Here is a 23,722-nt window from a genome sequence, read left to right as displayed (position 1 = left end):
AATACCCCATGAAAATTGCCCTGATCGGTGCCAGCGGTTTTATCGGTTCTGCCCTGCGTGAAGAGGCCCTGAGCCGCGGCCACAGCGTTACCGCCCTGGTCAGCCGCCCCGAGCGCCTGGCTGCCAAGTCAGGCCTGACCGTGGTTAAAGCCGACGTGCAGGACACCCAGGCCCTGGCGGCGCAGCTTGCCGGTTTTGATGCGGTGCTGAGCGCCTTCTCCGGCCACGCCCAACAAGACATCCAAGGCTATTACGCCAAGGGTTTTGACAGCATCCTGGCCGCCGCCAACAGCGCTGGCGTCAAGCGCCTGCTGGTGGTGGGGGGTGCCGGCTCCCTGGAAGTGGCACCGGGCCAACTGCTGATTGATACCCCTGCCTTCCCGGCCGAATACAAGGCCACTGCCGAAGGCGCCCGCTACGCCCTGAACAAGCTGCGCGGCCAATCCGAGGTTACCTGGACCATGCTGTCACCGGCCGCCGTCATCGCCCCTGGCCAGCGCACCGGTCACTATCGCCTCGGCACCGACCAGCTGCTGGTGGATGGCGAGGGTAACAGCCAGATTTCGGTCGAGGATTACGCCAAAGCCATGATTGACGAGCTGGAAAGCGCAGACTTTATCAACCAGCGCTTCACCTTGGCCTACTGATAAAAAACGCCGCGAAAGCGGCGTTTTTTTATTTGGCGTCCAGTAGCGCTTTGCTAAAGGCGCTGAGGCTGTCAAGGCCCTGGATGTCATCCTCCCAGAGCGGCACCGTGACCCTGGCAACTTTGCCAAGCCGCGCCTCAATATCCTCCAAATGGCGCTGCTGGCGCTCGCGGCGCGCCGCCCAAAAGGCGCTGTCGGCGGCGGCCGGCAGCACCCGGTTGACCACCGCGCCGGCCACCGGGATCTTCGATTCCAGCAAGGCCGCCACCGCCCGTTCGGTTTCCAGGATGGGCAGCTTTTCCGGAGTCAGCACAAACAAAAAGGCGGTGCGGGCCGCATCGGCCAGCAGGTGGCGGGTGCGGTGAAACAGCCGCTGGCGTTTAAGCAGGGTTTCGGCCAGCTGCTTGCCTTTGTCGTCCAGCCCTTCCAGGGCGTTTTCCTTGGGATCGCCCATGGGATTATTGACGCTACGGCCGGGGGTGAGGTGCGACAACACTTCGCCCAGCTTTTCCGAGCGCTTGTTGTGCTTTAACAGGCCGTCGGTCCAGGCCGCCATCACCTCCGGCAGGGAAAGCAGCCGCAGGGTATGGCCGGTGGGAGCGGTGTCGAACACCAACAGATCGTACTCTTGCAAGCCCTCTTCCATCAGCTTGGCCATACGCTCCAAAAGCGCCGCCTCCTGGGCACCGGGGGACTGGCGGGTCAGGCGCAGCTGGCGGCTCAGCTCCGCCACCTGGTCCGGGCCCACATAGCGGCGCATCTGCCCCAGCACCCGCTCGAGGTAGGCGTCCACTTCGGCGTCAGGGTCCAGCTCCAATACCGTCAGGTTCGGGGCCAGCATTTTCTCCTTGCCGCCTATGGTTTTATCAAAGGCGTCAGACAGGCTGTGGGCCGGGTCGGTAGACACCAGCAGCACCTTGCGGCCAGCCTCGGCCGCCGCTACCGCCAGCGAGGACGACACTGTGGTTTTGCCCACGCCGCCTTTGCCACCCACCAGCAGCAGCCGTTTTTCATGAATGAGTTGATTGAGATCCAGCGACATCAGCAACACCGGAAGTTATCAAGGGGGGAATGTTCCATGCCCATGCGCTGGTGCCAGTCGTGAAAGCGTTCCAGCAGCAGGGGTTGGAGTTCAAGGCAGTACCAGGAGGCCGGGTTGGGCACCCCCATCATCTCGGAGAACACCAACAGCATGAACAGATCGTCTTCCTCACGCTTGGCCCGAGCAATGGCGGCGCGGTAAGGGGCGTTGTAGTACTGGGCCCCCAGTTCACCGGCCTTTTGATACCAGAATTTGAGTTTGGACAGGGTTTCTTTCACTTGGGCTGCACTCCTCTTACAAAATACACCGGCGCCACAGGGCGCCGGTTTTTTTGCAGCCAAAGCCAGCAGGCTTATTCAGCCTCGGCGGCCTTGCGTTTTTCGTCTTTGAGGGCGGCGGCGCACTCCAGGGTAACCAGGATGGCGGCAACCAGCACCACGATATCCAGGCCCAGCAGGAACCATTTCTGCTGGTCGTAGAACCCTTTGAGTTGCAGCAGCAGCGCTGCCAGGGTCATCACCAACAAGAACACCAGGGGTGCCAGGGTGTAGATGGTGGGCGCCTTGCGACGCACCAGCATCACGGTGATCACCAGCAGGGTCAGGCCCGCCAGCAACTGGTTGGTGGTACCGAACAGCGGCCAAATCAGCAGGCCACCGGAGCCGTCGGCGCCACCGGCACCAAAGGCCAGCACCAGGCAGGACGCTACCGCCAGCAAGGTGGCCGGCAGGGCTTTGCCCATCCACTTGATGTTATAAATCTCGCCCCACTCCTGGAAGATGTAGCGCTGCAGGCGCAGGCCGGTATCCATGGTGGTGCCGGCAAAAAGCGCGGCCATTACCGTCAGCATGGTGGAGGCTACCGCTGCGTCGATACCGGTACCGGCGTGGAGGATGGTGGCGCCGCCGTTAACGAAGGCCAGTACGCCGCCTTTACCGAAGGCGCTGTATACCGCCTGCCAGTCGGCCAGGGAGGCAAAACCGGCGGTGGCGGCAATGATGGCGGCCAGGGCCAGGGCGCCTTCACCCACGGCACCGAAGTAGCCCACGAAGCGGGCGTCAGTTTCCTTGTTGAGCTGCTTGGAGGTGGTGCCAGATGCCACCAGGCCGTGGAAGCCGGAGATGGCCCCACAGGCGATGGTCACAAAGAGTAGTGGCACCATCGACGGCGTATTGGCCGGCACGTCCATGTTGATCATCGGCGCCACCACGCTGGGGTTGGCGATAATCACAGCAGCGTAGAGCAGGATAAGCCCCACGAACAGCTGCAGGCCGTTGATGTAGTCACGGGGCTGAAGCAGCATCCACACCGGCAACAAGGAAGCGATGGCGGCGTACAGGAACAGCAGCAAGATCCAGCTGGCTGATGCAGAAAGGCCAAAAGTGCTGTCAGGCAGGGTGATAGGCACCGACGGCCCGATGTAGATCAGCCAATAGAGCACGACGATGCCAATCAGCGACACCCAAGCCAGGTTGAACTTGAAGCGGTAAATCAGCTGGCCAATCACCAGCGCCACCGCCACCGCGCCCCACACCGGCACTACGGCGCCGGGGTTGTTAATCAGCAGCTTGGCGATCACCACCCCGAACACGGCGTTGACCATCAGCAGCACCAGGAAGATGACAATCATAAACACCGAGCGGGCCCGCTTGCCCACCACTTCACCGGTGAGCGAACCCACCGATTTGGCGCGGTTGCGGATACTGGCCCAAATGGCGCCGAAGTCATGGACACCGGCAAAGAAGATGGTGCCGAAGGTGACCCACAAAAAGGCTGGCAACCAGCCCCAAATCACGGCGATGGCCGGGCCCACTATGGGCGCGGCCCCGGCCACCGAGGTGAAGTGGTGGCCCCAAAGCACGAACTTGTTGGTAGGAACGAAATCGACACCGTCTTCCATCTCGTGGGCCGGGGTCTTGAAGTTTTCGTCGAGTTTGTAGATGTGGTTGGCAATAAAACGGGAGTAGAAGAAATAGCCCAGGGCCATGCCTCCCAACCCCAATACCAGCAATACGATGGCGCTCATGTGCTGTCCTTATCGTTTTCTGCAACTTTTGAATAATAGTTGTGTAAGCGTTACACCTTTGCTGCAAAAACGACCCGGGCACAATACGACTTTTCGCTAATACACCTCGCCAGGCCTTATTCCACCGGGCTTAGGGAAGATAGTGGCAGGCGTATCTCCACCAGCAGCCCCCCTTGGGTGGATTGGCCCAGCAGAATGCGGCCATGGTAGGAATCGACAATCTTCTTGATGATGGCAAGGCCCAGGCCTGAGCCGTGGGTGCTGCGGGCTTTGTCGCCCCGCTCAAAGGGCATGAACAGCCGCTCGCGCTCGGCCTCGGGAATACCGGGGCCGTTGTCCCCCACTTTGAGCACCAGTTCCTTGCTGTTAAGAGACAACCTGGCCTCGACCCTGGCTTCGCCCCGGCCGTAGCGCTCGGCGTTTTCCAAAAGGTTGTAGACAAGCCGCTTGATGGATAGCGGCCTTAACCACAGCTCGGGGATGGGCTCTACCGCCAGCACAGTGCGCAGCGGCCGCTCGGCAAAGGCGCTGACCGCGTCTTCCAGCAAGGCTTCAACATCCGACGGCTCGGGGCTGTCTTCCCGGTCCTGGCGCACGTAGGCGATGAACTGGTCGATGATGGCGTTCATGTCTTCGATGTCGTCGATGATGCCGTCTTTGAGGTAACCCTCGGAGCTTTGCATCATCTCGGTGGCCAGGCGAATGCGGGTCAGGGGGGTGCGAAGGTCATGGGAGATACCGGCCATCAGCAAGGCGCGGTCTTCTTCCAATTGCGCCACCCCTTTGGCCATCTGGTTAAAGGCCCGGGTTACCGCCGCCACTTCGCTGGAGCCGACATCGTCAGAAAGCGTTGCCGGGCGCTCGCCGCGGCCCACCTGGTGAGCGGCCACTTCCAGTTTTTTCAGCGGCCGGTTAAGGCGCCGGGCAAAGAGCCAGCCCCCCAACACCGAAAGCACCCCAATCAGCGCCAAATAAAGCGGCAGCGGCGAGAACTGAAAGCCCTCAAAGCCGCTTAGCGGCACCTTCAGCCAATACTTGGGGGCCATGGGCGGGCGTACCCAGATATCAAACTGCTTGCCCTGGTTGATACGCACTTCGGTGGGGCCGCCCAGCTCGCGGCCCAGCTCTTCGGAGAGGTAGCTGTAATAGGTGGCCTGGTCGAGCCCGGCCTTGCGGGCCGATTGCTCGCTGTAAAGCTCTATACCGGTGGCCTCAAAAAAACGCTCGCGCATTTCATCGGGCAGCTCCAGCCGCTTGCGGCCATTGATGGGCTCGTCGAGGAACACCACCTTGACCTGCTTGGCCAGCAGATCGTTGATTTGGTCGTAGCTGGGTTTGATGACGTACATCACCACTATGGTGTAGCTTACCAGCTGGTTGATCAGCAGCAGGCCCGCCAGCAGCATCACCGTCTGGCCGAAGGCGGACCGGGGCAGCAGCTTCATGGCCGGGCGCGGCCGTCGGGCACAAACACGTAACCCAGGCCCCAGACGGTCTGGATATAACGGGGGTGAGAAGGGTCCGGCTCAATCATGCGGCGCAGGCGCGAGACTTGCACGTCGATGCTGCGCTCAAGGGCCGAGTAATCGCGGCCACGGGCCAGGTTCATCAACTTGTCGCGGGAAAGGGGCTCTCGGGGATGGCTGACCAGGGCCTTGAGCACCGCAAATTCGCCGGAGGTAAGGGGCATGTGCTCATCGCCCCGGAACATCTCGCGGGTACCGAGGTTGAGGCGAAACTCGCCGAAGGTGATTTCCTGCTCCTCGGTGGACGGCGCCCCCGGCGCTTCCATGGTGCGCCGGCGCAGCACGGCGCGGATACGGGCCAGCAATTCGCGGGGGTTAAAGGGCTTGGCCAGGTAATCGTCGGCCCCCAGTTCCAGGCCGATGATACGGTCCACCTCGTCGCCTTTGGCGGTGAGCATGATGATGGGAATGTTTTCACCACGGGAGCGCAGCCGCTTGCAGATGGCCAGACCATCTTCCCCGGGCAGCATCAAGTCCAGCACCATCAGGTGGAAATTCTCCCGCTCGAGCAGGCGGTCCATCTGCTCGCTGTTGGCCACAGCCCGCACCTGGAACTCCTGCTCCATCAGATACCGTTCCAAAAGCGCGCGCAGGCGCATGTCGTCGTCCACTACCAGGATCTTGGTGCTTTCCTGTGCCATCGTTGTTCTCACCCAGGGCTTAACCGTCGGCTTTTACTATAAAAAGTTCCGCCAGCAACCACCACTGGCCTTTGTTACAAGTCGTGTCATGGCCGGCCGTTGCCGGATGTCGTTACTCCCCTTGCGGGTAGTGAATGCTAACCACGATAAAAGGCTTGGGGCCGTGGGGGGTGCTGACCATCACTTCGTCGTCCACTTCCTTTTTCAACAGCGCCCGGGCCATGGGGGCGTCGATGGAGATGTAATCCTTGCGGCCATAAATCTCGTCAGGGCCGACAATACGAAAGCGCAGCAGATCCCCTGCTTCGTTCTCTACCTCCACCCAGGCACCAAAGAACACCTTGCCGTCTTGCTGGGGGGAATAATCCACCACCCGCAGCACTTCCAGGCGCTTTCGTAAAAAGCGCACCCGCCGGTCAATCTCCCTAAGCCGCTTTTTGTTGTATTGGTAGTCGGCGTTCTCAGACCTGTCCCCCAGGCTGGCCGCCCAGGCCACCTTTTGGGTGACCTCGGGACGCTCGGTGCGCCATAAGAAATCCAGTTCTTCTTTCAGGGCGTTAAAGCCCTCGCGGGTGATAAGGTCGGTTCTCATAGTGGCCGGCAACAGAATGTCTTGAGCGCTTTGTATCGCCTCAGCTCGCCATTGGCAAGGCGGCTGGCAAGCATTTGCTGAACGGGCCGGTGCTCATGGTAAAAAGGCCATTCGTCATCACCGCCCTGCGTGGCACAATGACGCTCTCGCCGTCCGCACGAAAGACAAGTGGTAAGGATGATCAACAGAAAAATTGCCGAGGAACTCGGCGTTCGTGAAACCCAGGTCAGCGCCGCCGTGGCCCTGCTGGACGAAGGTTCCACCGTCCCCTTTATTGCCCGTTACCGTAAAGAGGTAACCGGCGGCCTGGACGACACCCAGCTGCGTAACCTCGAGTCTCGCCTGGGTTACCTGCGCGAGCTGGAAGACCGCCGCCAGGCCATCATCAAAAGCATCGACGAGCAGGGCAAACTCACCGACCAGCTCAAAAGAGAGCTGCTGGGCGCCGACACCAAAACGGTGCTGGAAGAGTTGTACCTGCCTTACAAACCCAAGCGCCGCACCAAGGGCCAAATCGCCATAGAGCAGGGCCTTGAGCCCCTGGCCGATGAGCTGCTTAAGAACGCCAGCTGCGACCCGCAGCAACTTGCCGAGCAGTTTGTCACCGGTGACGTTGCCGACGTAAAAGCCGCCCTGGAAGGGGCCCGCTACATCCTGATGGAGCGCTTTGCCGAAGACGCGGCGCTTTTGGAGAAGATCCGCAGCTACCTGTGGAGCAACGCCCAGCTCACCGCCAAAGTGATGGACGGCAAAGAGATTGAGGGCGCCAAGTTCAGTGACTACTTCAGCCACTCAGAGCCCCTGGCCAAGGTGCCCTCGCACCGGGCACTGGCCATGCTGCGCGGCCGCAACGAAGGCATTTTGGCGCTGGCCATCAACGCCGACCCGGGCCAGGAAGAGAGCGTGAAAACCTCTTACTGCGAGCTGATCATCGCTAAACATCTCGGCCTTAACTTGGGTGACAGCCCCCGCGACACCTGGCTTAAGCAGGTGGTGAGCTGGACCTGGCGCATCAAGATTTTGATGTACATGGAAACCGAGCTGATGGGCCGGGTGCGTGACGCCGCCGAGGCGGAAGCCATCAAGGTATTCGGCGACAACCTCAAAGACTTGCTGATGGCCGCCCCCGCCGGCCCGAAAGTGGTAATGGGCCTGGACCCGGGCATCCGCACCGGCTGCAAGGTGGCGCTGGTGGACGACACCGGCAAGGTGCTGGGCACCGCCACCATCTACCCCTTTGAACCCAAGCGCCAATACGCCCAGTCCATCGACGCCCTGGAGCAGCTGTGCCGCAAGTTCAAGGTGGACTTGATTGCCATCGGCAACGGCACCGCCAGCCGCGAGACCGACCGCATGGTGGCCGAGATGTTTAAAAAGGCCCCGGATCTGAAAGTCACCAAGGTGGTGGTGAGCGAAGCCGGCGCTTCTGTCTATTCCGCCTCGGAACTGGCCGCCAACGAATTCCCGGACATGGACGTGTCCCTGCGCGGCGCCGTTTCCATCGCCCGCCGCCTGCAAGACCCGCTGGCCGAACTGGTGAAAATCGACCCCAAATCCATCGGTGTCGGCCAGTACCAGCACGATGTCAACCAAAGCCAGTTGGCCAAGGCCCTGGACGCTGTGGTGGAAGACTGCGTAAACGGCGTGGGAGTGGATCTCAATACCGCCTCGGTGCCGCTCTTGGCGCGGGTATCGGGCCTTAACAGCACCCTGGCCGGCAACCTGGTGGCCTGGCGCAACGAAAACGGCGCTTTTAAGAGCCGCAAGCAGCTGTTGAAAGTGCCGCGCCTGGGGCCCAAAGCCTTCGAGCAATGCGCCGGCTTCCTGCGCATCATGAACGGCGACAACCCCCTGGACGCCTCAGGCGTGCACCCCGAAGCCTACCCGGTGGTGGAGAAAATCAAAGCCAACACCGGCAAGATGGAAGCGGCGCTCATTGGTAACTCCGATGTACTGCGCAAGCTCAAGCCCGGCGACTTTGTGGACGAGCAGTTCGGCCTGCCCACCGTCACCGATATCTTGAAAGAGCTGGACAAACCCGGCCGCGACCCGCGCCCCGAGTTCACCACCGCCAGCTTTGCCGAAGGGGTGGAAACCCTTAACGACCTCAAGCCCGGCATGGTCCTTGAAGGGGTGGTGACCAACGTCACCAACTTCGGCGCCTTTGTGGATATCGGGGTGCACCAGGACGGCCTGGTGCACATCAGCGCCATGAGCGAACGCCGCATCAACGACCCAAGGGAAGTGGTGAAAGCGGGCCTGGTGGTGAAGGTCAAAGTGATGGAAGTGGACATACCGCGCAAGCGCATCGCCCTTTCCATGCGCCTTAGTGACGAGCCCGGCCAGCAGGCCGGCGGCGCCCGCAGCAGCGGCCCTCGCCCCGAGCGCACTGGCAATAACCGCAGCGCCGGCAAGCCCCAGGCCCAAAGCCTCGGTGGCAGCAGCGGCAACTCGGCCATGGCCGACGCCCTTAAAGCCGCGCTAAAGCGCTAATCAAAAAACCGGGGCCAAGCCCCGGTTTTTATTGCGCTCAGCGGCCGTCTTCAAAGGTGGCGGTAGCGGAGACTTCTGTGGTGGTGCCGGCGTCGAGGTCAATCAAGGTTGCGGTGGCCTTAAAAGGAACAAAGGCGCGGATCACGGCGGTACAGGTGGTGGCGTTGGCGGCGCAGGCCGGGGTATCCCAGTCGATGTAGTAATTGGCCGGCAGGTTATCTACCCGAAATACCGCCGTGGCGGTTGTGGCGCCCCAAACGATATTCAGGCAGTGGTTGGGGGTGAACTCGTCATAAGCGCGGGTATCGATATAGCAGCTCATGCCGGTGGCAAAAACGCTGCTGGAACCCAGGGCCAACAAGGCGGCGGCGAGGTAACGCTTTTTCATTCTTTCTCTCCTTGAATTTCCTTGAATATGAAGGCGTTAAACTGCGAACGCCTATTCATTGGAAAAAACAGGAGTGCAAAAAACAACCTGTCGTCAATCCCTGGGGTTTTTCCCTGTTGCTTTCCGGCCAAACGCGGCCCGAAGCGGCATCAGGCTTTGCCGTCCAGCCCGTACCAATCCAGATTACGGGTGAGATACATCACCAGGGCCAATACCGCAAACAAACCAATAGCCCCCATCAGCAGTGCCAAGTCTTCGAGCTGCAAGATGACATAGATATACCCGTAAAGCAGGGTCAGTATCCCCATGACCAGTAGCGCCAATTTCCGGCTTTTCAGCACGGCCAGGCTGTAACTGCCAATGAGCCCGATGGTCGCCACACTCGCCACCAGATAGGCGGCACCAAAGCCGGTGTGCTCGCTAAAGGCCAGCAGCAGAATATAGAAAATGCCAAGGGCAAGGCCTATCAGCAGGTACTGAAGCGGATGCACGCGGCTTTTGAGCAAAGCTTCAACGAAGAAAAAGGTCATGAAAGTAAGCGCAATGACCAAAATGGCGTATTTGCTGATACGCATGGCCTGTTGGTAGCTGTCGGCAGTGACCAGGAAGCTGACCCCAAATTCACTGCCCTCGCTGTGATAGAGGCCTTGTTCGAAGAACTGTGGGTAGTCGCGGTTAAAGTGCAGCACCTGCCAATCGGCCGAAAAGCCTTTGCCACTCACTTGGCGCTCGCTGGGCAGGAAGGCGCCATCAAAGCTTGGGCTGGGCCAGCTTGAAGCAACGTGCACCTTGGTGGTTTCACCTACCGGCACAAAGCTCAGCCGCGCCGAACCGCGCAGCGACACGGTAACCGAGAAGGGCAAGGTGCCGCTGCGGTTAAGGTTAACGCCGGCTGCCACACCCGAACCAAAGAAGTCTGAGCGCATACCCGGCTCCAGTGTCTGGGGCTTGCCGTCTAAGGTCAGGGCCAGGCTGCTTTGCACCCCTTTCATATCGCTGATCCCCACCAACAGCTCCGCTTTTTGCGGCATCAGCCCAGGATCGTCGGCCAGGTGCCGAGCCAACTCGTCCAGATCGAAGCGCCCACTCAAGGTTAATTGGGTGCTGTAGACGACCGTTTGGTAGAGGCTGCGGCTTCTCACCTGTGGCTCAACCCCGGCATTGATATCCAGGGTCTTTGGCAGAAAGTAAGAGACATAAGACTGGCTGCGCAGGCTGCCATCGGACTGCCTGACTTGCCGCTGCCCGGGGATCATCAACACCGGCCCGGCAAGCTGTTGGGCGCGGCCCCAGGTAGAGGCAATATCATTGACTACCGCGTCCCGGCGATTGGTGCGGTCTCCTATCACCATCTGTACTAGCAGTACTGGGATCAGCAGCAGGATGGCCATTATGCCGATCATAAAGGCCTTGGTTGTCACCGAAGGAGGGTTAGTGCTCATGGGGTTCATCCTTGAATAAAGAGGGTTTTATATACCCTCTTTCCCCATAAGCTGCTGAACAAGTTGCCGTTATTACTGCCCTGGCAAGGATTCCAACGCCCCTTGCAGGGTTGGGTAAAAACGGCTGACCCCTTCAACCGGTGCCACCTTGGCCCGGGCCAGGGTTTTAAGGGGCTGGAACTGCAGGTCGGCGATCAATAGCTGGGTCTGCTCTTTTTGGCAGCGCTCCACCAGCTTGTTGAGGGCTGCCAGGCCGCCGGCATCCAGCAGGGGCACCCCGTCCATGTAAAGCACCATACCCTTGGCATCGCGGCTCATGGCGGCCAATTCCCCAAAGATCCGGTCAGCGGCGGCAAAAAACAGCGGGCCGCTTATTTTAAAGACATGCCAGCCGGGGGGCAGCGGATTGGGCACCTGGCGGCGGTTGTCAGAGATGTCGCTGATACGGGTCATGGCGGCGATATCTTTCATAAACAGCACACAGGCCAGCAAGATACCGGCAGTGATGGCCACCACCATGTCAAACAGCACCGTCAGGCTAAAGCAGGTGACCAGCACCCAGATATCGCCCTTGGGAGCGGATTTGAGCATTTTCAGCGACTTGGGCGCCTCGCTCATGTTCCAGGCCACCAGCATCAGCAAGGCGGCCATGGCCGGCATCGGCAGGTAAGCAAGCCATGGGCCCAGCAGCACCAGGCCCAGCAGTACCACCAAGGCATGGATAACCGCTGCCAGGGGCGAGCTGGCCCCGGCCCGGAAGTTAGCGGTCGAGCGGGCGATAGCGGCGGTGGCGGTAATGCCGCCAAAAAACGGGGTGATGATATTGCCTATGCCCTGGCCCAACAGCTCGCTGTTGGCGCTGTGGCGCCGGCCTGTCATGCCGTCCAGTACCACGGCGCACAGCAGCGACTCGATAGCCCCCAGCATGGCGATGGCAAAGGCCGCTGGCAGTAGCGCCTTGAACAGCCCCCAGCTCAGCTCAAGGGGCTGGCCATCAGGGCCGGCTTGCAGCCAGGGCAGGGAAAAATGCGGCAGCAGCGGCGGAATACCGGCCCCCTGGCTGCCGTCGGCCAGCACATAGCTGAACCGCGAGCCGATGGTAGCCACATCCAGCCCCATCAGGTTTAGGGCATAAGCCACCACCGTGCCCAGCAACACCGCTGGCAGGTGCGGCGGCACCGGGGTTTTGAGTTTGGGCCAAATCAGCAGCATGGCCAGGGTCAGCCCCGCCACCAGCAGCGACGGCCAATGGGCCGTGGGCAGCGCCTCAATCAGGGCCAGCACCTTGTGCAGGTAATCTTCCGGCATCTGGGTAAGGGTGAGGCCGAGAAAGTCCTTGAGCTGCAAGGTGGCAATCACCACCGCTATGCCCCCGGTAAAGCCCAGGGTAACCGCCTCGGGAATGTATTCAATCAGCCGCCCCAGGCGCAGTAGCGCCATCAGCAGCAGCATGACCCCGGCCATGGTGGAGGCCAGTAACAAGCCGCCCAGGCCAAACTGCTGGGCAATGGGATAGAGGATCACCACAAAGGCGGCGGTCGGGCCGGAGATGGAGAACCGCGAGCCACCGGTGAGCGCAATAAGGGTACCGGCAATGATGGCGGTATACAGGCCATATTGCGGCGGCACACCACTGGCGATGGCCAAGGCCATAGACAGCGGAATGGCGATAATGCCGACGGTCAGGCCGGCCAAAACGTCTTTAAGCAGGCGGGCGGGGCCATAGCCTTCGGCTAGGGCTTCTCTAAGGGCAAAGGCCAACTTAAGGGAAAAAAGATGCGCGCGGTGGGGCACAAGGTCCTCCAGACCAAAAGGGTGAAACCCAAGGCGCCATTATAAAGCCGGGGACTGGTCCTACAATATCCCCTTATTTATTAAGGAATAATTTTCAGGCACAAAAAAGCCACCTCTTGGTGGCTTTGGCGGCGCGGGCAAGTGCTCAGGCCGTGGTGTCGATAATGGTGCCGAGCATTTCATCGGCGGTCTTGATGACCTTGGTAGCGGCCGCAGACTCGGTCTTGGCCACTTGCAGTTCAACCAGAGGCTCGGCGTCAACATTGCCCCGCGCCAGGGTATAGGCCGCGTCGCTGGCCCGGGTCTCGGCAGTGTATTGCAGGTTAACGCCATGGTTCATGATGGTATTCATGAAGCACCTCCTTATCGGTTCACGCAGTGTACGCCATTTGCACAGCACTGGCCAAACTTTCGGCAATGGCCCGCGCTAAAGGTTCCATGAGGGTCGACCTTACTGGCCCTCGAACTGGCCGATAAAGGCGCGCACCGCTGCTGCCGTCTCTTCTGGGTGGGAAATAAAAGGCGCGTGGGAGCTGTGCTCAAACACCTGGTGGCGGCTACTTGGCGCCAGGGCGTCTACCAGTTCGGCCTGCTTGACGGGCACCAGGGCGTCGAGGCGGCCATAGAGGCGCAAAAACGGCAGGCGCAGCGCCGCCAGCTCGCCGCGAAGGTCGGTGTTATCGAGAATGGCCAGGCCCCCGGCCAGGGCCTCAAGGCTTGGCAGAGGCCGCTCGGCTACCTTTTCGCGCAGCAGCCTGATATCGGCTTTGGCACTGGGCGTCCCCATGGCCTGAATGGCCAGGAAGCGGTCAATCACCTGCTGCAGGTCCCCTGCAAGGGCGCCGGCAAACTGCTTGAGCACCAAAGGCTTAATGCCAGGCCAATGCTCCTCGGCCACAAAGGAAGGGCTGGAGGCAAGGGTGATAAGCCCCCGGGGCCGGCCATACCCCTTGATGGCGGCCTGGGTGGCAGCCAGCCCCCCCAAAGACCAACCCAGCCACACCGCGTCTTCGGGCACTTTGTCGGCCAGGGCCCTGGCCAGGCCGTCTATTTCACGGTGTGCCGGCTCATTGGCGGCATCGCCAAATCCGGGTAGATCGACCACCCTTATGTCCAGGCCCTCTAGATGGGGCAACAGGGAAGAAAACACTGCACCGTTGACACCCCAACCGTGCAGCATCACCAAGGTGGGTGCTGACATATGACCTCCGCTTTTGCGCGCATCCTAGCCCGGCTGGGCGCCCAGGCCAAGCCCGAGGGGCTCTGTTGGCTATGCCTGGAGCCAAGCCCGCTGCCGCTTTGTAGATGCTGCCTAGCAGACTTGCACCGGCCGCAGTCTCGCTGCCGGCGCTGCGCCGAGCCGGGGCCTGCCCTTTGCCGCCAGTGCGCCCGCCAGCCACCACCCTTTGATGAGGTACATACCGGAGTGCCTTACGGCCCGCCCTTTTCGCATTTAATTCATCGCTTTAAATATCAGCGCCAATGGTGGCTCGACGCCCCGCTATGCCAGCCGCTGCTGGCCAGCCTTAGGATGGTGGACCTGCCCGACTGCCTGGTGCCGGTGCCCATGCACTGGTCGCGGCGGCTGTGGCGGGGCTTTAATCAGTCGGCGCTGCTGGCAAATTACCTGGGTAAGGCGTTAGGGGTGCCGGTGGCGACCGGGTTGGTGCAAAGCAATCGCGCCACCGCTCATCAGCAGGGTCTTGGCAAAAGGGCGCGCCGGCAAAACCTCAAAGGCGCCTTTAGCCTCACAGGAAAAGTCCCCCAACATCTGGCCTTGGTGGATGATGTGATGACCACCGGCACCACGGTGTCGGCCCTGGCGCAGCTACTCAAGGCCGCAGGCTGTGAACGGGTGCAGGTGTGGTGCCTGGCCAGGGCATGAGGAATTGACAACTGTTTGAAAAAAAAGCAAACAATCTGCCCCCCGATGACAGCAGCCCAGTAATTCGATACAAATGCAGCTCTGCTTAATTACCCTGTTGCCGCCGTGAACCTCGACCTGTTCACCATCATTCTGACCGCTCTCTTTGCCCTTTGCGGCCTTGTCAGCCTGCACCTGCTGAGCCAGTTGCTGGGGCTGGTGCTGTTCCGTAACGACGGCAAAGCCGGCCGCCGTATCGACCGGCTGCTGGTGTCATTGTGTATCAGCCTCACCAGCCTGCTGCTGTTGATGACCATGCCCCAGACCATGGGCATTCGCCCTCTGTGGTTTATGGGCTAGGGCCAAGCGGCCCCGCCAGCTATCAAAAGTTGAAATAAAGGGCGTTGCTGAGCCAGCGCTCCGAGCCGCGCTGCACGCCGCGAAAACTCACGTCGTCCAAAAACGCCACCACCGTGCCCTGGCCAAAATGCTGGGCCACAGCGGCGGCGGTGCCAGCCAGGGCCTTGCTGTTTTGCGGCGCCATAAAGCCTGCCAGCAGCGGTTTGGCGTCATAGCGGGCCGGCACCGTGAACTCGCCGGCCACCTTGGCCAGCATCACTTCGTGGTCTCGCATCAGCGCCAGGGTGTCGCTGCCCAAGCCGTAATTGAGGGGGTGGCTCGGGTCCAGATCCGCCAACACCTGGGTGCCGGCAATGAGGGTTTGGGCCCGGTGGCTGCCCTTGTCACCATAACCCTGGCCGTCGGTAGCAAAGCTTGCCAGGCGGGCTTTGTCGTCCACCAGTTCGGCATTGAGCAGGCCGCTGTGCACGCCCCAGGCCACAGCGTCGGTCATCAGGATCAGGCGGCCGCCCTGCTGCACCCACTGGGCTAGGCGCTGGCTTTGCAGGGGGTTGAGGGCAATAGGGGCCGCCGCCGGCACGATAAGGTGGGTGAATTCGCGAAGATCCAGCCAGGGCAGCACGCTGTCGTCAAGCAGCGTTACCGCCAGCCCGGCCTTGGTATCAAGGCTCTGCCAGACGCCACCGGCGCGCTGGGCGTTGATATCCCGCCCCACCAGCAGCCCCACTTTGGGCAAGGTGACCCGTTGCAGGCCGCGGCTGCCAAGGCTGACACCGCTTTGAGAAAAGCCGCTGTCCATGCCTTGGATGGCAAGCCCATGGCGGCGGCTGAGTTTGCCCAGGGTCGCCACCAACTCCGCCGGTTGCTGGGCGCCAGCCGGGATCAGCATATCACCCGCTTTGAGGTGCACCTGGCCGTTGTCGGCCTCTCCTGGCAGCGCAAACACCTTGATACCGGCCCGCAGCACATCAGCCAGCAGCGCCGGAGCCCGGCTGTCGGCCCAGTCAAAGGCCCAGGCGTAGTGAGCCGTTACCGGCGCCAGCGCGGCTTTGGCCGGCTGCCAGGGTTTACCATTAAGCGCCTTGCTGTAGGACCAGCTGCCCACCGGCACCACCTCGATGTTGTAGGCCAGGCCCAGGTTCCAGGCGGAGACGTCGTAGAAGGTGTTGTCTTCGAACTCGGTTTGGCGGCTAAACACCGATTTGAGCAAGCGGTATTGGGGCTGGCGCGCGTCGATAAAAAGGTCGCGGCCCTTGTGCAGCTGCTCGCCACCAAGGCTGATGTCTTCACCAAGCTCACTGACCTTGATGCCATGCTGGCTCAGCAGCGCCGCCAGATCGTACAGCCGCGCCTCATCTCCCGGGTTTTTCAGCACATAGCCTTTGGTTTTGTCCTGATCGGCCAGGGCCAGGGCGTTTTTGAAAAAGGTGCCCTGGTAGCTTGCCAGCGCCGCCTTGTTGGCCAGCACCCCGGCCAGCAGCGCCTTGCTGGCGGTGAGCTGGTTTTCGATGGTGAAGGTAAAGCTCATCTCCCCAAACGGCGTGGCTACCTGCATGCCACGGGCGCGGGCCTGCTCGTAGAGGATGCCGATGGCCCCCAGGGCGTCGCCGTAACTGGAGGCCTTACCCCAGTAGAAATCGTCATAAGACTCGCCGGTAAAATAGAGCCGCTGCTGCTGGTCCATGCCCTTGGCCACCGACTGGGCCAATTGGCGAGTCAGGGCCTGGTTTTGCGCCGGGGTCAGGGGATTGACCCGGCTGGCCACCCCGGGCTGCATGAAAAAGGTGCTGTCAGGGCCCATTTCGTGAAAATCCCCAAACACCGCCGGCAGCCATTGCTGCCAAAAACGGATACGGTTTTGGGAGGCCGGGTGGGTCAGTAGTAGCCAGTCACGGTTGAGGTCAAAACCATAGTGCGACAGGCGCCCAGCAGGGAAGTCTTGCCAGCGGGTGCGGTGGCTCAGGGAATCGGAATTATGCTGGCCTTGCATGTTGTTGGCGTAATTGGCGTAACGGTCCAGGCCGTCGGGGTTGAGGGCCGGGTCCATCAGCACCACGGTGTTGTCGAGGATGGCGCCCATCTCTTGGGTATCGCTGGCCGCCAGCCAGTAAGCCACCAGCGGCGCGGCATTGGCGCCGGAGGGCTCGTCGCCGTGCACCGAGTAGCCCAGCCAGACAATGCTGGGCAAATCATCCTGGGTTTTACCCTCCAGTACCTGAAGGTGTTGGCTGCGAATAGCCTCCAGCCGCGCCAGGTTTTTAGGGCTGGAGATGGCCAGCAGCACCTGTTGCCGCCCCTCGAGGGTCTGGCCAATGTTGATGGTTTTGATGCGGTCAGATTGCCCCGCCAGCGCCGCCAGGTAGCGCTGCTGCTCGTCAAAACGCAGGTGGCGCTCACCAATGCCAAAGCCCAGCACCGCCTCCGGGCTTGGCAGCGCCGGGTTGAAGCTTTCGCCGGGAAAATACTCGCTACTGGACTGGGCCCAGGCCAAAAGCGGGGTAAGTAGCAGGGGAATAAGGCGTTTCATGGCGTGCCGCTATCAAGGAAACCTGGGGTTAGGCTACCTAAAGCAACAGCGGCATAACAGGTTGATTACCTTTTCAAAGCGGCGGCTGAACGGCCAGCAGCGCGGCCAAGTGGGCAAGGCGGCGCTTTTTTTGGCGCCAAGGTAGATAGGCCAGCAGCGCCGCCAGCACCACAGCCGGAAGGGTAGCCAGCTCGGCGGCCAGGGTCAGCCCCTGGTGTCGCAGGTAGCCAATGGCCATGCCGCTCAGCACCATAGCCACCAACAGCGCCAGCCACAGGCTGTTACCCACCGCCAGGGGCCGCTGGGCCACCTCAATCTGTAGCCACAGAGCCAGCTGTTGTTGCTGGTGGGTATCGAGGCGGTGATAGCTTTGCTGCCAATCTGCTTTGGCGGCCTCATCGAGGCGCCGGGCGGCCATCAGTCCCAAAGCGCGGCGCGCCAGGCTGCGAAGGCCAAGGGGCAAGGCTTTTTGACGCATCAGCCCTTACCTGCCAGCAGCAGCGCCAGGTTGCGCTGGCGCAACTTAAGGCGGGTGCGGTGAGCCACCACTGCCCCCAACAGCAACAGCAGCGGCGGCAAGAACACCCAGAAGAACACTGTACTCTGGGCCTTTGGGTCCAGCAGCAACAGGGCGCCGGCGATCATCAGCGCCGCCAGCGCCACAAACCGGCGCAGCCAGGCGGGGTATTTTTCACGGTTGCCGGCCGCCACCGATTTTTGCAGCCAGTTTGCAACGCGCTCCTGGTCTCGCTCGGCCAGGGCGGCAAAGCGCTGCTGCCAAAGGCCGAGGGCTTCGCTTTGGCTCAGCCTTGCGCTACCCAGCAGGGTCCAGCCTTCCTGGGCCAGGGCATTGAGGGGGTCGGGCAATTGGGGGCTCATGGGCAACGGCTTTTTGGTTAAGGCGATTAGGGCGACCAATTTACTGCTTTGTGCTTTGGCTACCAAGCGCGTTATCATAACCCAGTAAAGTAGTCAGGTTTTATGAGAGGCACCATGATCCGCATCTCCGAGGCCGCCCAGGCCCATTTCAGCAAACTGCTGGCCGACCAGCCCGACGGCACCAACATTCGGGTTTTTGTGGTCAACCCCGGCACCACCAACGCCGAGTGCGGTGTGTCCTATTGCCCGCCGGACTCCGTGGAAGCCACCGATATTCGCCTGTCTTTCAGCGGCTTTGACGCCGTGGTCGACGAAGCCTCCACGCCCTTTTTGGAAGAGGCAGAGATTGATTTCGTGACCGACCAGATGGGCTCCCAGCTGACCCTCAAGGCGCCCAACGCCAAGGTCCGCAAGGTTGCCGACGACGCTCCGCTTATCGAGCGGGTCGAGTACATGATCCAATCCCAGGTCAACCCTCAGCTGGCGGGGCACGGCGGCCGGGTGGCAGTGATGGAAATCACCAAAGACGGCGTGGCGGTGCTGCAATTTGGCGGCGGCTGCAACGGCTGCTCCATGGTGGACGTCACCCTCAAAGAAGGCATCGAGAAAGAACTGCTGGCCGCCTTCCCGGGCGAGCTGAGCGGTGTCAAAGACATGACCGAGCACCAAGCCGGCGAGCACTCCTACTACTGATGCGTCAGCTCATTTATCGCCTGGGCAGTGAGCCCAGGCGGTCCATGCGCCGCTTCCTCTCCGGCTTTGCACTGTTCGTGCTGGGCCTTTTCTTCGTTTATATGGGCGCCAAGGGCAACCCGCTGCTGCAGGTGCCTGGCCTGTGCTTTGCCATTCCCGGTTTCGCGCTGGCGGCCTGGGGTTATCTTGGCATCTTCTGCAACCGCTTCAGCCAGTTTCTTGACCGCTGATAAACCCTGGTTTTCGGTAGATATACCAAAGGCTTAAGCCTCGCATCCCCATAAAGGCGGTCAGCGCCAGCCACAAACCGTGGTTACCCAGGCCCTGGCTAACAAACCACAGCGGAAAAAACACCCCGAAGGTAGACAGCACCATGCTGTTGCGCATGTCCCGGCCCCGGGTAGCGCCAATAAAAACCCCGTCAAAGAGATAACACCACAGTGCCACCAGCGGCAGCGCCACCAGCCAGGGCAGGTATTGCTCCGCCACTTGGCGCACTGCTGGCAGGTCGGTCAGCAGCGCCACCAAATGCTGCCCCGCCAGGGCAAAGAGCGCCGTAAAAGCCAGGGCAAAACCCAAGGACCAAGCGCCGCAAAGCCGCACCCAGTGGCGAAAAGCCTTTTCGTCTCCTTGGCCTGCGGCCTTGCCGGTCAGGGCCTCGGCGGCGTAGGCAATGCCGTCCAGGGCGTAGGAGATAAGCATCAAAAAATTGAGCAGCACCGCGTTGGCGGCCACGATGTCATCGCCCAGGCGCGCGCCCTGGAAGGTCACAAACAAAAAGCACAGTTGCAGGCAAAAGCTTCGCAGCAGGATGTCGCGGTTAAGGCTCAATAGCCGCCGCCAGCCGCTGTGGCCAAGGGCGGCGCGCCAGTCAAAGGCCGGCAGGTGCCGTTTCACCAACCACAGCCCCAGGGCCAGGGTGGCGTAATCGGCCAGCACCGAGGCAAAAGCAGCGCCCTTGACCTGCCAACCCAGCCCCACCACAAACCATAAATCCAGCACGATATTGAGGCTGTTACCGAGGATAAGCAGCAGCATCGGGCCGCGGGTGTCCTGGCGCCCCACCAAAAAGCCCAGCAGCACCATGTTCATCAGTGCCGCAGGGGCACTCCAGATGCGGGTAAAGAAGTAGTGCCCGGCCTGGGTGGCCACCTCGCTGGAGGCGCCACTGAGCTTGATGGCCAACAGGCCAATGGGCCATTGCAGCACCACCATGGCCAGCGCCAGCAGCAGTGCCATGGCCAGGGCCTTGGCCAGCCAAGCTGCCAGCAAAGGGCCGTCTTGGCGGCCATGGGCCTGGGCCACCAGGCCGGTGGTGGCCATGCGTAAAAAGCCGCACAGCCAGAACAAAAAGCTCACCAGCATGGTGCCTACCGCCACGCCGCCGAGAAAGGCCGGGTCAGACAAATGGCCGATAACGGCGGTATCCACCAGCCCCAGCAGCGGCACCGTGACATTGGAGAGGATCATGGGCAGGGCCAGGGCCAGCACCCTTTTATGGTCAGACAACAAAGGCGTATTCCGTGACGTGCGACTAAAGTGCTGAGTCTGACGCCCTGTGCAACGCCGGGCAAGGTGGTTACACTTGGGGGCTTTGAGAATAAAGGAAGCACGCATAATGAAAGGGGCACTTTGCAGCCTGGCCTTGTTGTCAGCCGCCGCCACGGCGGCCACCGACATCAACTCCTACGGCAACACCGACCAGGTCAAGATCACTCACCTGGGCCTGGATCTCACCGTCGATTTCGACAAAAAGCAGCTTGCCGGCAGTGCCACCCTGGATTTCAAACGTGTTGAGCCTTCCGCCAGCACCCTGGTGCTGGATACCCGCGCCCTGGATGTGAGCGACGTGCAGCAGCACGTTGACGGCCAATGGACCGCCGCCAAATGGGCCTGGGGTGAAAAATCCGAGGCCCTGGGCACCGCCATGAAGGTGCAACTGGCGCCCCATGCCGACCAAGTGCGGGTGAACTACCACACCACCGCCGGCGCCACCGGCCTGCAATGGCTGACCCCGGCCCAGACCGCCGGCAAGAAGCATCCCTTCCTCTTTACCCAAGCCGAAGCCATTCAGGCCCGCAGCTTTATTCCGCTGCAAGACAGCCCCTCGGTGCGGGTGACCTACGACGCCACCATCCATGTGCCCAAGGGGCTGATGGCGGTGATGAGCGCCGAGAACAGCCAGAAGGTCAGCCCGGATGGTGTCTACCACTTCCATATGCCCCAGGCGGTGCCGACTTACCTTATCGCCCTTGGCGTAGGTGACCTCAAGTTCAAGGCCATGGGCGAGCGCACCGGCGTTTATGCCGAACCTTCGGTGGTGGACGCTGCCGCCAAGGAATTTGAAGACACCGAGTCGATGATCCAGACGGTAGAGAAGATGTTCGGGCCCTACGCCTGGGGCCGTTACGATCTGTTAATTCTGCCCCCCAGCTTCCCCTTTGGCGGCATGGAAAACCCGCGCCTGAGCTTTATCACCCCCACCGTTATCGCCGGTGACAAATCCTTGGTGTCCCTTATCGCCCACGAGCTGGCCCACTCTTGGTCCGGCAACCTGGTAACCAACGCCAGCTGGCAGGATTTGTGGCTCAACGAGGGCTTTACCACCTACCTGACCTACCGCATCACCGAAGCGGTATACGGCAAGGACCGCGAGCGGATGGAAGCAGTGCTGGGTTACAAGGACCTGCAAGAAGACTTGGCCGCCATCGCCCCGGCCGACACCCGCCTGGTGCCCGATTTAACCGGCCGCGACCCTGACGATGCCTTCTCCGATATTCCGTACGAGAAAGGCTCGCTGATGCTCACCGAAATCGAGCACAAACTGGGCCGCAAGAAGATGGACGCCTTCTTGAAAGGCTACTTCAACAAGTTCCGCTTCCAGTCGGTGTCGACCAGCGATTTCCTCGGGTACGCCAAAGACCAGGGCCTGGATATCGACCGCCTCAAGGAATGGATCTACCAGCCTGGCCTGCCCAAGGGCGCGCCCAAGCCGGAGTCTGATGCCTTTGACAAGGTGCTGGCCGAGCAAAAGCAATGGCTCAGCGGTAAAGAAGCCGCCAGCGACGTGCCGTTCAAGGACTGGACCGCCCAGCAGCAGATCTACTTTGTCTCCGAGCTGCCAGACAGCCTGACCCTGGCCCAGATGAGCGAGCTGGACAAGGCCTTTGCCCTGACCGGCACCCGCAACACCGAAGTGGCCCACGTCTGGTATCGCCAGGCCATCAAGCACGATTACCAGCCGGCCTTTGCCGCCATGAGCGATTACCTGCGCCATATCGGCCGGCGCAAACTCATCGTGCCGCTCTACCAGATGCTGATGGAAAAACCCCAGTATCGGGAAATGGCCAGAAAGGTTTATGCCGAGGCCCGCCCCGGCTACCACCCTCTCGCCCAGAACACCCTGGATGAGATCCTGAAGTAACACCCAGGCCGCCTGGCTAGTCCAGGCGGCCTTTTTGTTGGATTTGCCATGCGTTTTCTTTTACTTGTCGCCGCTTTTGTCATCGCACCCTGCCAGGGCGCCGTGATCCTGCTTTACCACCATGTCGCCACCGACACCCCAGCCAGCACCACCACCTCGCCCCGGGATTTCCTGGCGCACATGCAATACCTCAAGGACGGTGGTTTTCAGGTGGTGCCCATGAGCGATGTGGTGGCCGAAGCCAAGGGCGAAAAGACCCTGGCCGATAAATCCGTGGCCATCACCTTCGACGACGGCTACCAGGACATCGCCGACAACGCCGCCCCCATTCTGGCCAAGTTCGGTTACCCCTACACGGTGTTCATCAACCCGGACCGGACCGCCTACCCCGATATGATGTCCCAGGCCACGCTAAAGGGGCTGAAGGGCGCCACCATCGGCAACCACACCGCCGGCCACGCCCATTTGACGACCTTGCCGCTGCCGCTGGCCCGCCAGGCCATCCTCGATGGCCAACTGCCTGGCGAGCCCAAGTGGCTGGCCTGGCCTTACGGCGAATACAGCCCAGCGCTTGAGAAAATCGCCGCAGACCTTGGCTACGTAGGCTTTGGCCAGCAATCAGGCCCCTCCGGCCCCTTTAGCAGCCTGACCGCCCTACCCCGCTTCCCGGCTGCCGGCCCTTATGCCAACCTCGACACCCTCAAGACCAAGCTGCTAAGCCTGCACATGCCCCTTGAGAGTTCCGATACCAGCATGATGGTCAACGACGACAAATCACCGCCCCTGACCTTAACCCTCAAGGGCAGCGACCCCATGGCCAGCCGCTTTGCCTGTTATTTCCTGGGCCAGCGAGTCAAGCTGACCATCCTTGGCACCACCATCAAGGTACCGGCCATCGCCTTGCCGCCGGGGCGCTCCCGCCTTAACTGCACCGCGCCGAGTAAAACCAAGGAAGGCCGTTACTATTGGTGGTCCCAGGCCTGGCTCTCCGGCAGGGGGCTTGATTGATGGAAAAGCCAGAACCTTTCAAGCGCCTGGCGCCGGGCCACAGGCTCTGCGCCTTGAGTGACCTTAAGGATCCGGGCTCCAAAGGCTTTGTCTTTGAAAGCCCTGGCGGGGAGCGGCTGTCTATTTTTGTGGTGCGAAAAGGCGAGGCGGTGTTTGGCTACGTTAACCGCTGCCCGCACATGGGGGTGCCCTTGAGCGCGCTACCAGACTTATTCCTCGCCTCCGACGGGCAAATCCTTTGCGACAAGCACGGCGCCCTTTTTGATGTACAAAGCGGGCTCTGTACCGAAGGCCCCTGCCGCTACCACTACCTCCAGGAAGTGCCGGTGCAGGTGCAAGGCGGCCAGGTGCTCACCGCCTGACCCAGTTACTGTTC

The 23,722-nt window shown here is 61.3% G+C and carries 24 protein-coding genes; 9 read left to right on the top strand and 15 right to left on the bottom strand.

Features of this window, described 5'->3' with window-relative positions; all coding sequences use genetic code 11:
* Positions 1 to 8 precede the first annotated feature (8 nt).
* A complete protein-coding gene (locus AC22G1_RS01030; protein ID WP_487315155.1) occupies positions 9 to 647 on the top strand; it encodes an NAD(P)-dependent oxidoreductase in 639 nt (212 codons plus the stop codon).
* Positions 648 to 675: 28 nt separating this feature from the next.
* On the opposite strand, the gene AC22G1_RS01025 is transcribed toward AC22G1_RS01030, so the two are convergent.
* From AC22G1_RS01025 to greB, 6 genes are all read right to left on the bottom strand, one after another.
* A complete protein-coding gene (locus tag AC22G1_RS01025; protein ID WP_487315154.1) occupies positions 676 to 1,689 on the bottom strand; it encodes an ArsA family ATPase in 1,014 nt (337 codons plus the stop codon).
* Complete coding sequence (locus AC22G1_RS01020; protein WP_211355755.1) at positions 1,689 to 1,967, bottom strand: cory-CC-star protein; 279 nt, start codon at positions 1,965 to 1,967, stop codon at positions 1,689 to 1,691. The genes AC22G1_RS01025 and AC22G1_RS01020 overlap by 1 nt, the downstream gene beginning before the upstream one ends.
* Before the next feature lie 74 nt (positions 1,968 to 2,041).
* Positions 2,042 to 3,715, bottom strand: coding sequence for a carbon starvation CstA family protein (locus AC22G1_RS01015; RefSeq protein WP_487315153.1), 1,674 nt, complete (start codon positions 3,713 to 3,715; stop codon positions 2,042 to 2,044).
* A 116-nt stretch (positions 3,716 to 3,831) separates the two neighbouring features.
* Positions 3,832 to 5,160 (bottom strand): two-component system sensor histidine kinase EnvZ, encoded by a 1,329-nt coding sequence (envZ, locus tag AC22G1_RS01010; RefSeq protein ID WP_487315152.1) that lies wholly within the window; start codon positions 5,158 to 5,160, stop codon positions 3,832 to 3,834.
* Positions 5,157 to 5,882, bottom strand: a complete 726-nt coding sequence (gene ompR, locus AC22G1_RS01005; protein WP_487315151.1) for an osmolarity response regulator transcription factor OmpR — start codon at positions 5,880 to 5,882, stop codon at positions 5,157 to 5,159. Before ompR ends, envZ begins: the two co-directional genes overlap by 4 nt.
* A gap of 112 nt (positions 5,883 to 5,994) precedes the next feature.
* On the bottom strand, positions 5,995 to 6,474 hold the full coding sequence (greB, locus tag AC22G1_RS01000) for a transcription elongation factor GreB (protein WP_417358716.1): 480 nt from the start codon (positions 6,472 to 6,474) through the stop codon (positions 5,995 to 5,997).
* 177 nt (positions 6,475 to 6,651) lie between these two features.
* Here greB and AC22G1_RS00995 point away from each other — a divergent pair, with 177 nt between their 5' ends.
* The gene (locus AC22G1_RS00995; RefSeq protein WP_487315150.1) at positions 6,652 to 8,967 is read left to right on the top strand and encodes a Tex family protein; all 2,316 of its coding nucleotides are present in this window, start codon (positions 6,652 to 6,654) and stop codon (positions 8,965 to 8,967) included.
* Between the two features lie 37 nt (positions 8,968 to 9,004).
* Here the strand turns inward: AC22G1_RS00995 and AC22G1_RS00990 are convergent, their stop codons facing one another.
* The 5 genes from AC22G1_RS00990 to bioH form a co-directional block, all read right to left on the bottom strand.
* Positions 9,005 to 9,355, bottom strand: coding sequence for a hypothetical protein (locus AC22G1_RS00990; protein ID WP_487315149.1), 351 nt, complete (start codon positions 9,353 to 9,355; stop codon positions 9,005 to 9,007).
* A gap of 149 nt (positions 9,356 to 9,504) precedes the next feature.
* On the bottom strand, positions 9,505 to 10,797 hold the full coding sequence (creD, locus tag AC22G1_RS00985; RefSeq protein ID WP_487315148.1) for a cell envelope integrity protein CreD: 1,293 nt from the start codon (positions 10,795 to 10,797) through the stop codon (positions 9,505 to 9,507).
* 72 nt (positions 10,798 to 10,869) lie between these two features.
* A complete protein-coding gene (gene dauA, locus AC22G1_RS00980) occupies positions 10,870 to 12,558 on the bottom strand; it encodes a C4-dicarboxylic acid transporter DauA (protein ID WP_487316677.1) in 1,689 nt (562 codons plus the stop codon).
* Between the two features lie 178 nt (positions 12,559 to 12,736).
* Positions 12,737 to 12,943, bottom strand: a complete 207-nt coding sequence (locus AC22G1_RS00975; protein ID WP_487315147.1) for a hypothetical protein — start codon at positions 12,941 to 12,943, stop codon at positions 12,737 to 12,739.
* 99 nt (positions 12,944 to 13,042) lie between these two features.
* A complete protein-coding gene (bioH, locus tag AC22G1_RS00970; protein WP_487315146.1) occupies positions 13,043 to 13,792 on the bottom strand; it encodes a pimeloyl-ACP methyl ester esterase BioH in 750 nt (249 codons plus the stop codon).
* Between bioH and AC22G1_RS00965 the strand changes: the two genes are divergently transcribed.
* Together AC22G1_RS00965 and AC22G1_RS00960 are read left to right on the top strand one after the other, a co-directional pair.
* Entirely contained in the window at positions 13,793 to 14,476 is a 684-nt protein-coding gene (locus tag AC22G1_RS00965) for a ComF family protein (RefSeq protein ID WP_487315145.1), read from the top strand.
* Between the two features lie 105 nt (positions 14,477 to 14,581).
* A complete protein-coding gene (locus tag AC22G1_RS00960; RefSeq protein ID WP_487315144.1) occupies positions 14,582 to 14,815 on the top strand; it encodes a hypothetical protein in 234 nt (77 codons plus the stop codon).
* Between the two features lie 22 nt (positions 14,816 to 14,837).
* On the opposite strand, the gene AC22G1_RS00955 is transcribed toward AC22G1_RS00960, so the two are convergent.
* The 3 genes from AC22G1_RS00955 to AC22G1_RS00945 all read right to left on the bottom strand — a co-directional run bounded on the left by AC22G1_RS00955 (position 14,838) and on the right by AC22G1_RS00945 (position 18,221).
* Entirely contained in the window at positions 14,838 to 17,342 is a 2,505-nt protein-coding gene (locus AC22G1_RS00955) for a M14 family zinc carboxypeptidase (RefSeq protein WP_487315143.1), read from the bottom strand.
* A gap of 73 nt (positions 17,343 to 17,415) precedes the next feature.
* Positions 17,416 to 17,820, bottom strand: coding sequence for a hypothetical protein (locus AC22G1_RS00950; RefSeq protein WP_487315142.1), 405 nt, complete (start codon positions 17,818 to 17,820; stop codon positions 17,416 to 17,418).
* Complete coding sequence (locus tag AC22G1_RS00945) at positions 17,820 to 18,221, bottom strand: hypothetical protein (protein ID WP_487315141.1); 402 nt, start codon at positions 18,219 to 18,221, stop codon at positions 17,820 to 17,822. The genes AC22G1_RS00950 and AC22G1_RS00945 overlap by 1 nt, the downstream gene beginning before the upstream one ends.
* 114 nt (positions 18,222 to 18,335) lie before the next feature.
* Here AC22G1_RS00945 and nfuA point away from each other — a divergent pair, with 114 nt between their 5' ends.
* Together nfuA and AC22G1_RS00935 are read left to right on the top strand one after the other, a co-directional pair.
* Positions 18,336 to 18,914, top strand: coding sequence for a Fe-S biogenesis protein NfuA (nfuA, locus tag AC22G1_RS00940; RefSeq protein WP_487316676.1), 579 nt, complete (start codon positions 18,336 to 18,338; stop codon positions 18,912 to 18,914).
* Positions 18,914 to 19,144 (top strand): hypothetical protein, encoded by a 231-nt coding sequence (locus tag AC22G1_RS00935; RefSeq protein ID WP_487315140.1) that lies wholly within the window; start codon positions 18,914 to 18,916, stop codon positions 19,142 to 19,144. Before nfuA ends, AC22G1_RS00935 begins: the two co-directional genes overlap by 1 nt.
* Here the strand turns inward: AC22G1_RS00935 and dinF are convergent.
* Positions 19,122 to 20,426 carry an MATE family efflux transporter DinF gene (gene dinF / locus AC22G1_RS00930; protein ID WP_487315139.1) on the bottom strand — a complete coding sequence of 435 codons (1,305 nt, stop codon included), beginning with the start codon at positions 20,424 to 20,426 and terminating at the stop codon, positions 19,122 to 19,124. The genes AC22G1_RS00935 and dinF overlap by 23 nt on opposite strands.
* A gap of 106 nt (positions 20,427 to 20,532) precedes the next feature.
* Between dinF and AC22G1_RS00925 the strand changes: the two genes are divergently transcribed.
* The 3 genes from AC22G1_RS00925 to AC22G1_RS00915 are packed head-to-tail and all read left to right on the top strand — an operon-like array spanning position 20,533 to position 23,708.
* Entirely contained in the window at positions 20,533 to 22,338 is a 1,806-nt protein-coding gene (locus AC22G1_RS00925; protein WP_487315138.1) for a M1 family metallopeptidase, read from the top strand.
* Between the two features lie 48 nt (positions 22,339 to 22,386).
* The gene (locus AC22G1_RS00920) at positions 22,387 to 23,346 is read left to right on the top strand and encodes a polysaccharide deacetylase family protein (protein WP_487315137.1); all 960 of its coding nucleotides are present in this window, start codon (positions 22,387 to 22,389) and stop codon (positions 23,344 to 23,346) included.
* Complete coding sequence (locus AC22G1_RS00915; RefSeq protein WP_487315136.1) at positions 23,346 to 23,708, top strand: Rieske (2Fe-2S) protein; 363 nt, start codon at positions 23,346 to 23,348, stop codon at positions 23,706 to 23,708. The genes AC22G1_RS00920 and AC22G1_RS00915 overlap by 1 nt, the downstream gene beginning before the upstream one ends.
* The last annotated feature ends 14 nt before the right edge of the window (positions 23,709 to 23,722 follow it).

The organism is Gallaecimonas zhanjiangensis (genome assembly GCF_057624825.1).
The sequence above is the reverse complement of the archived record's forward strand: the minus strand, read 5'-3'. Positions and strand labels throughout refer to the sequence as shown.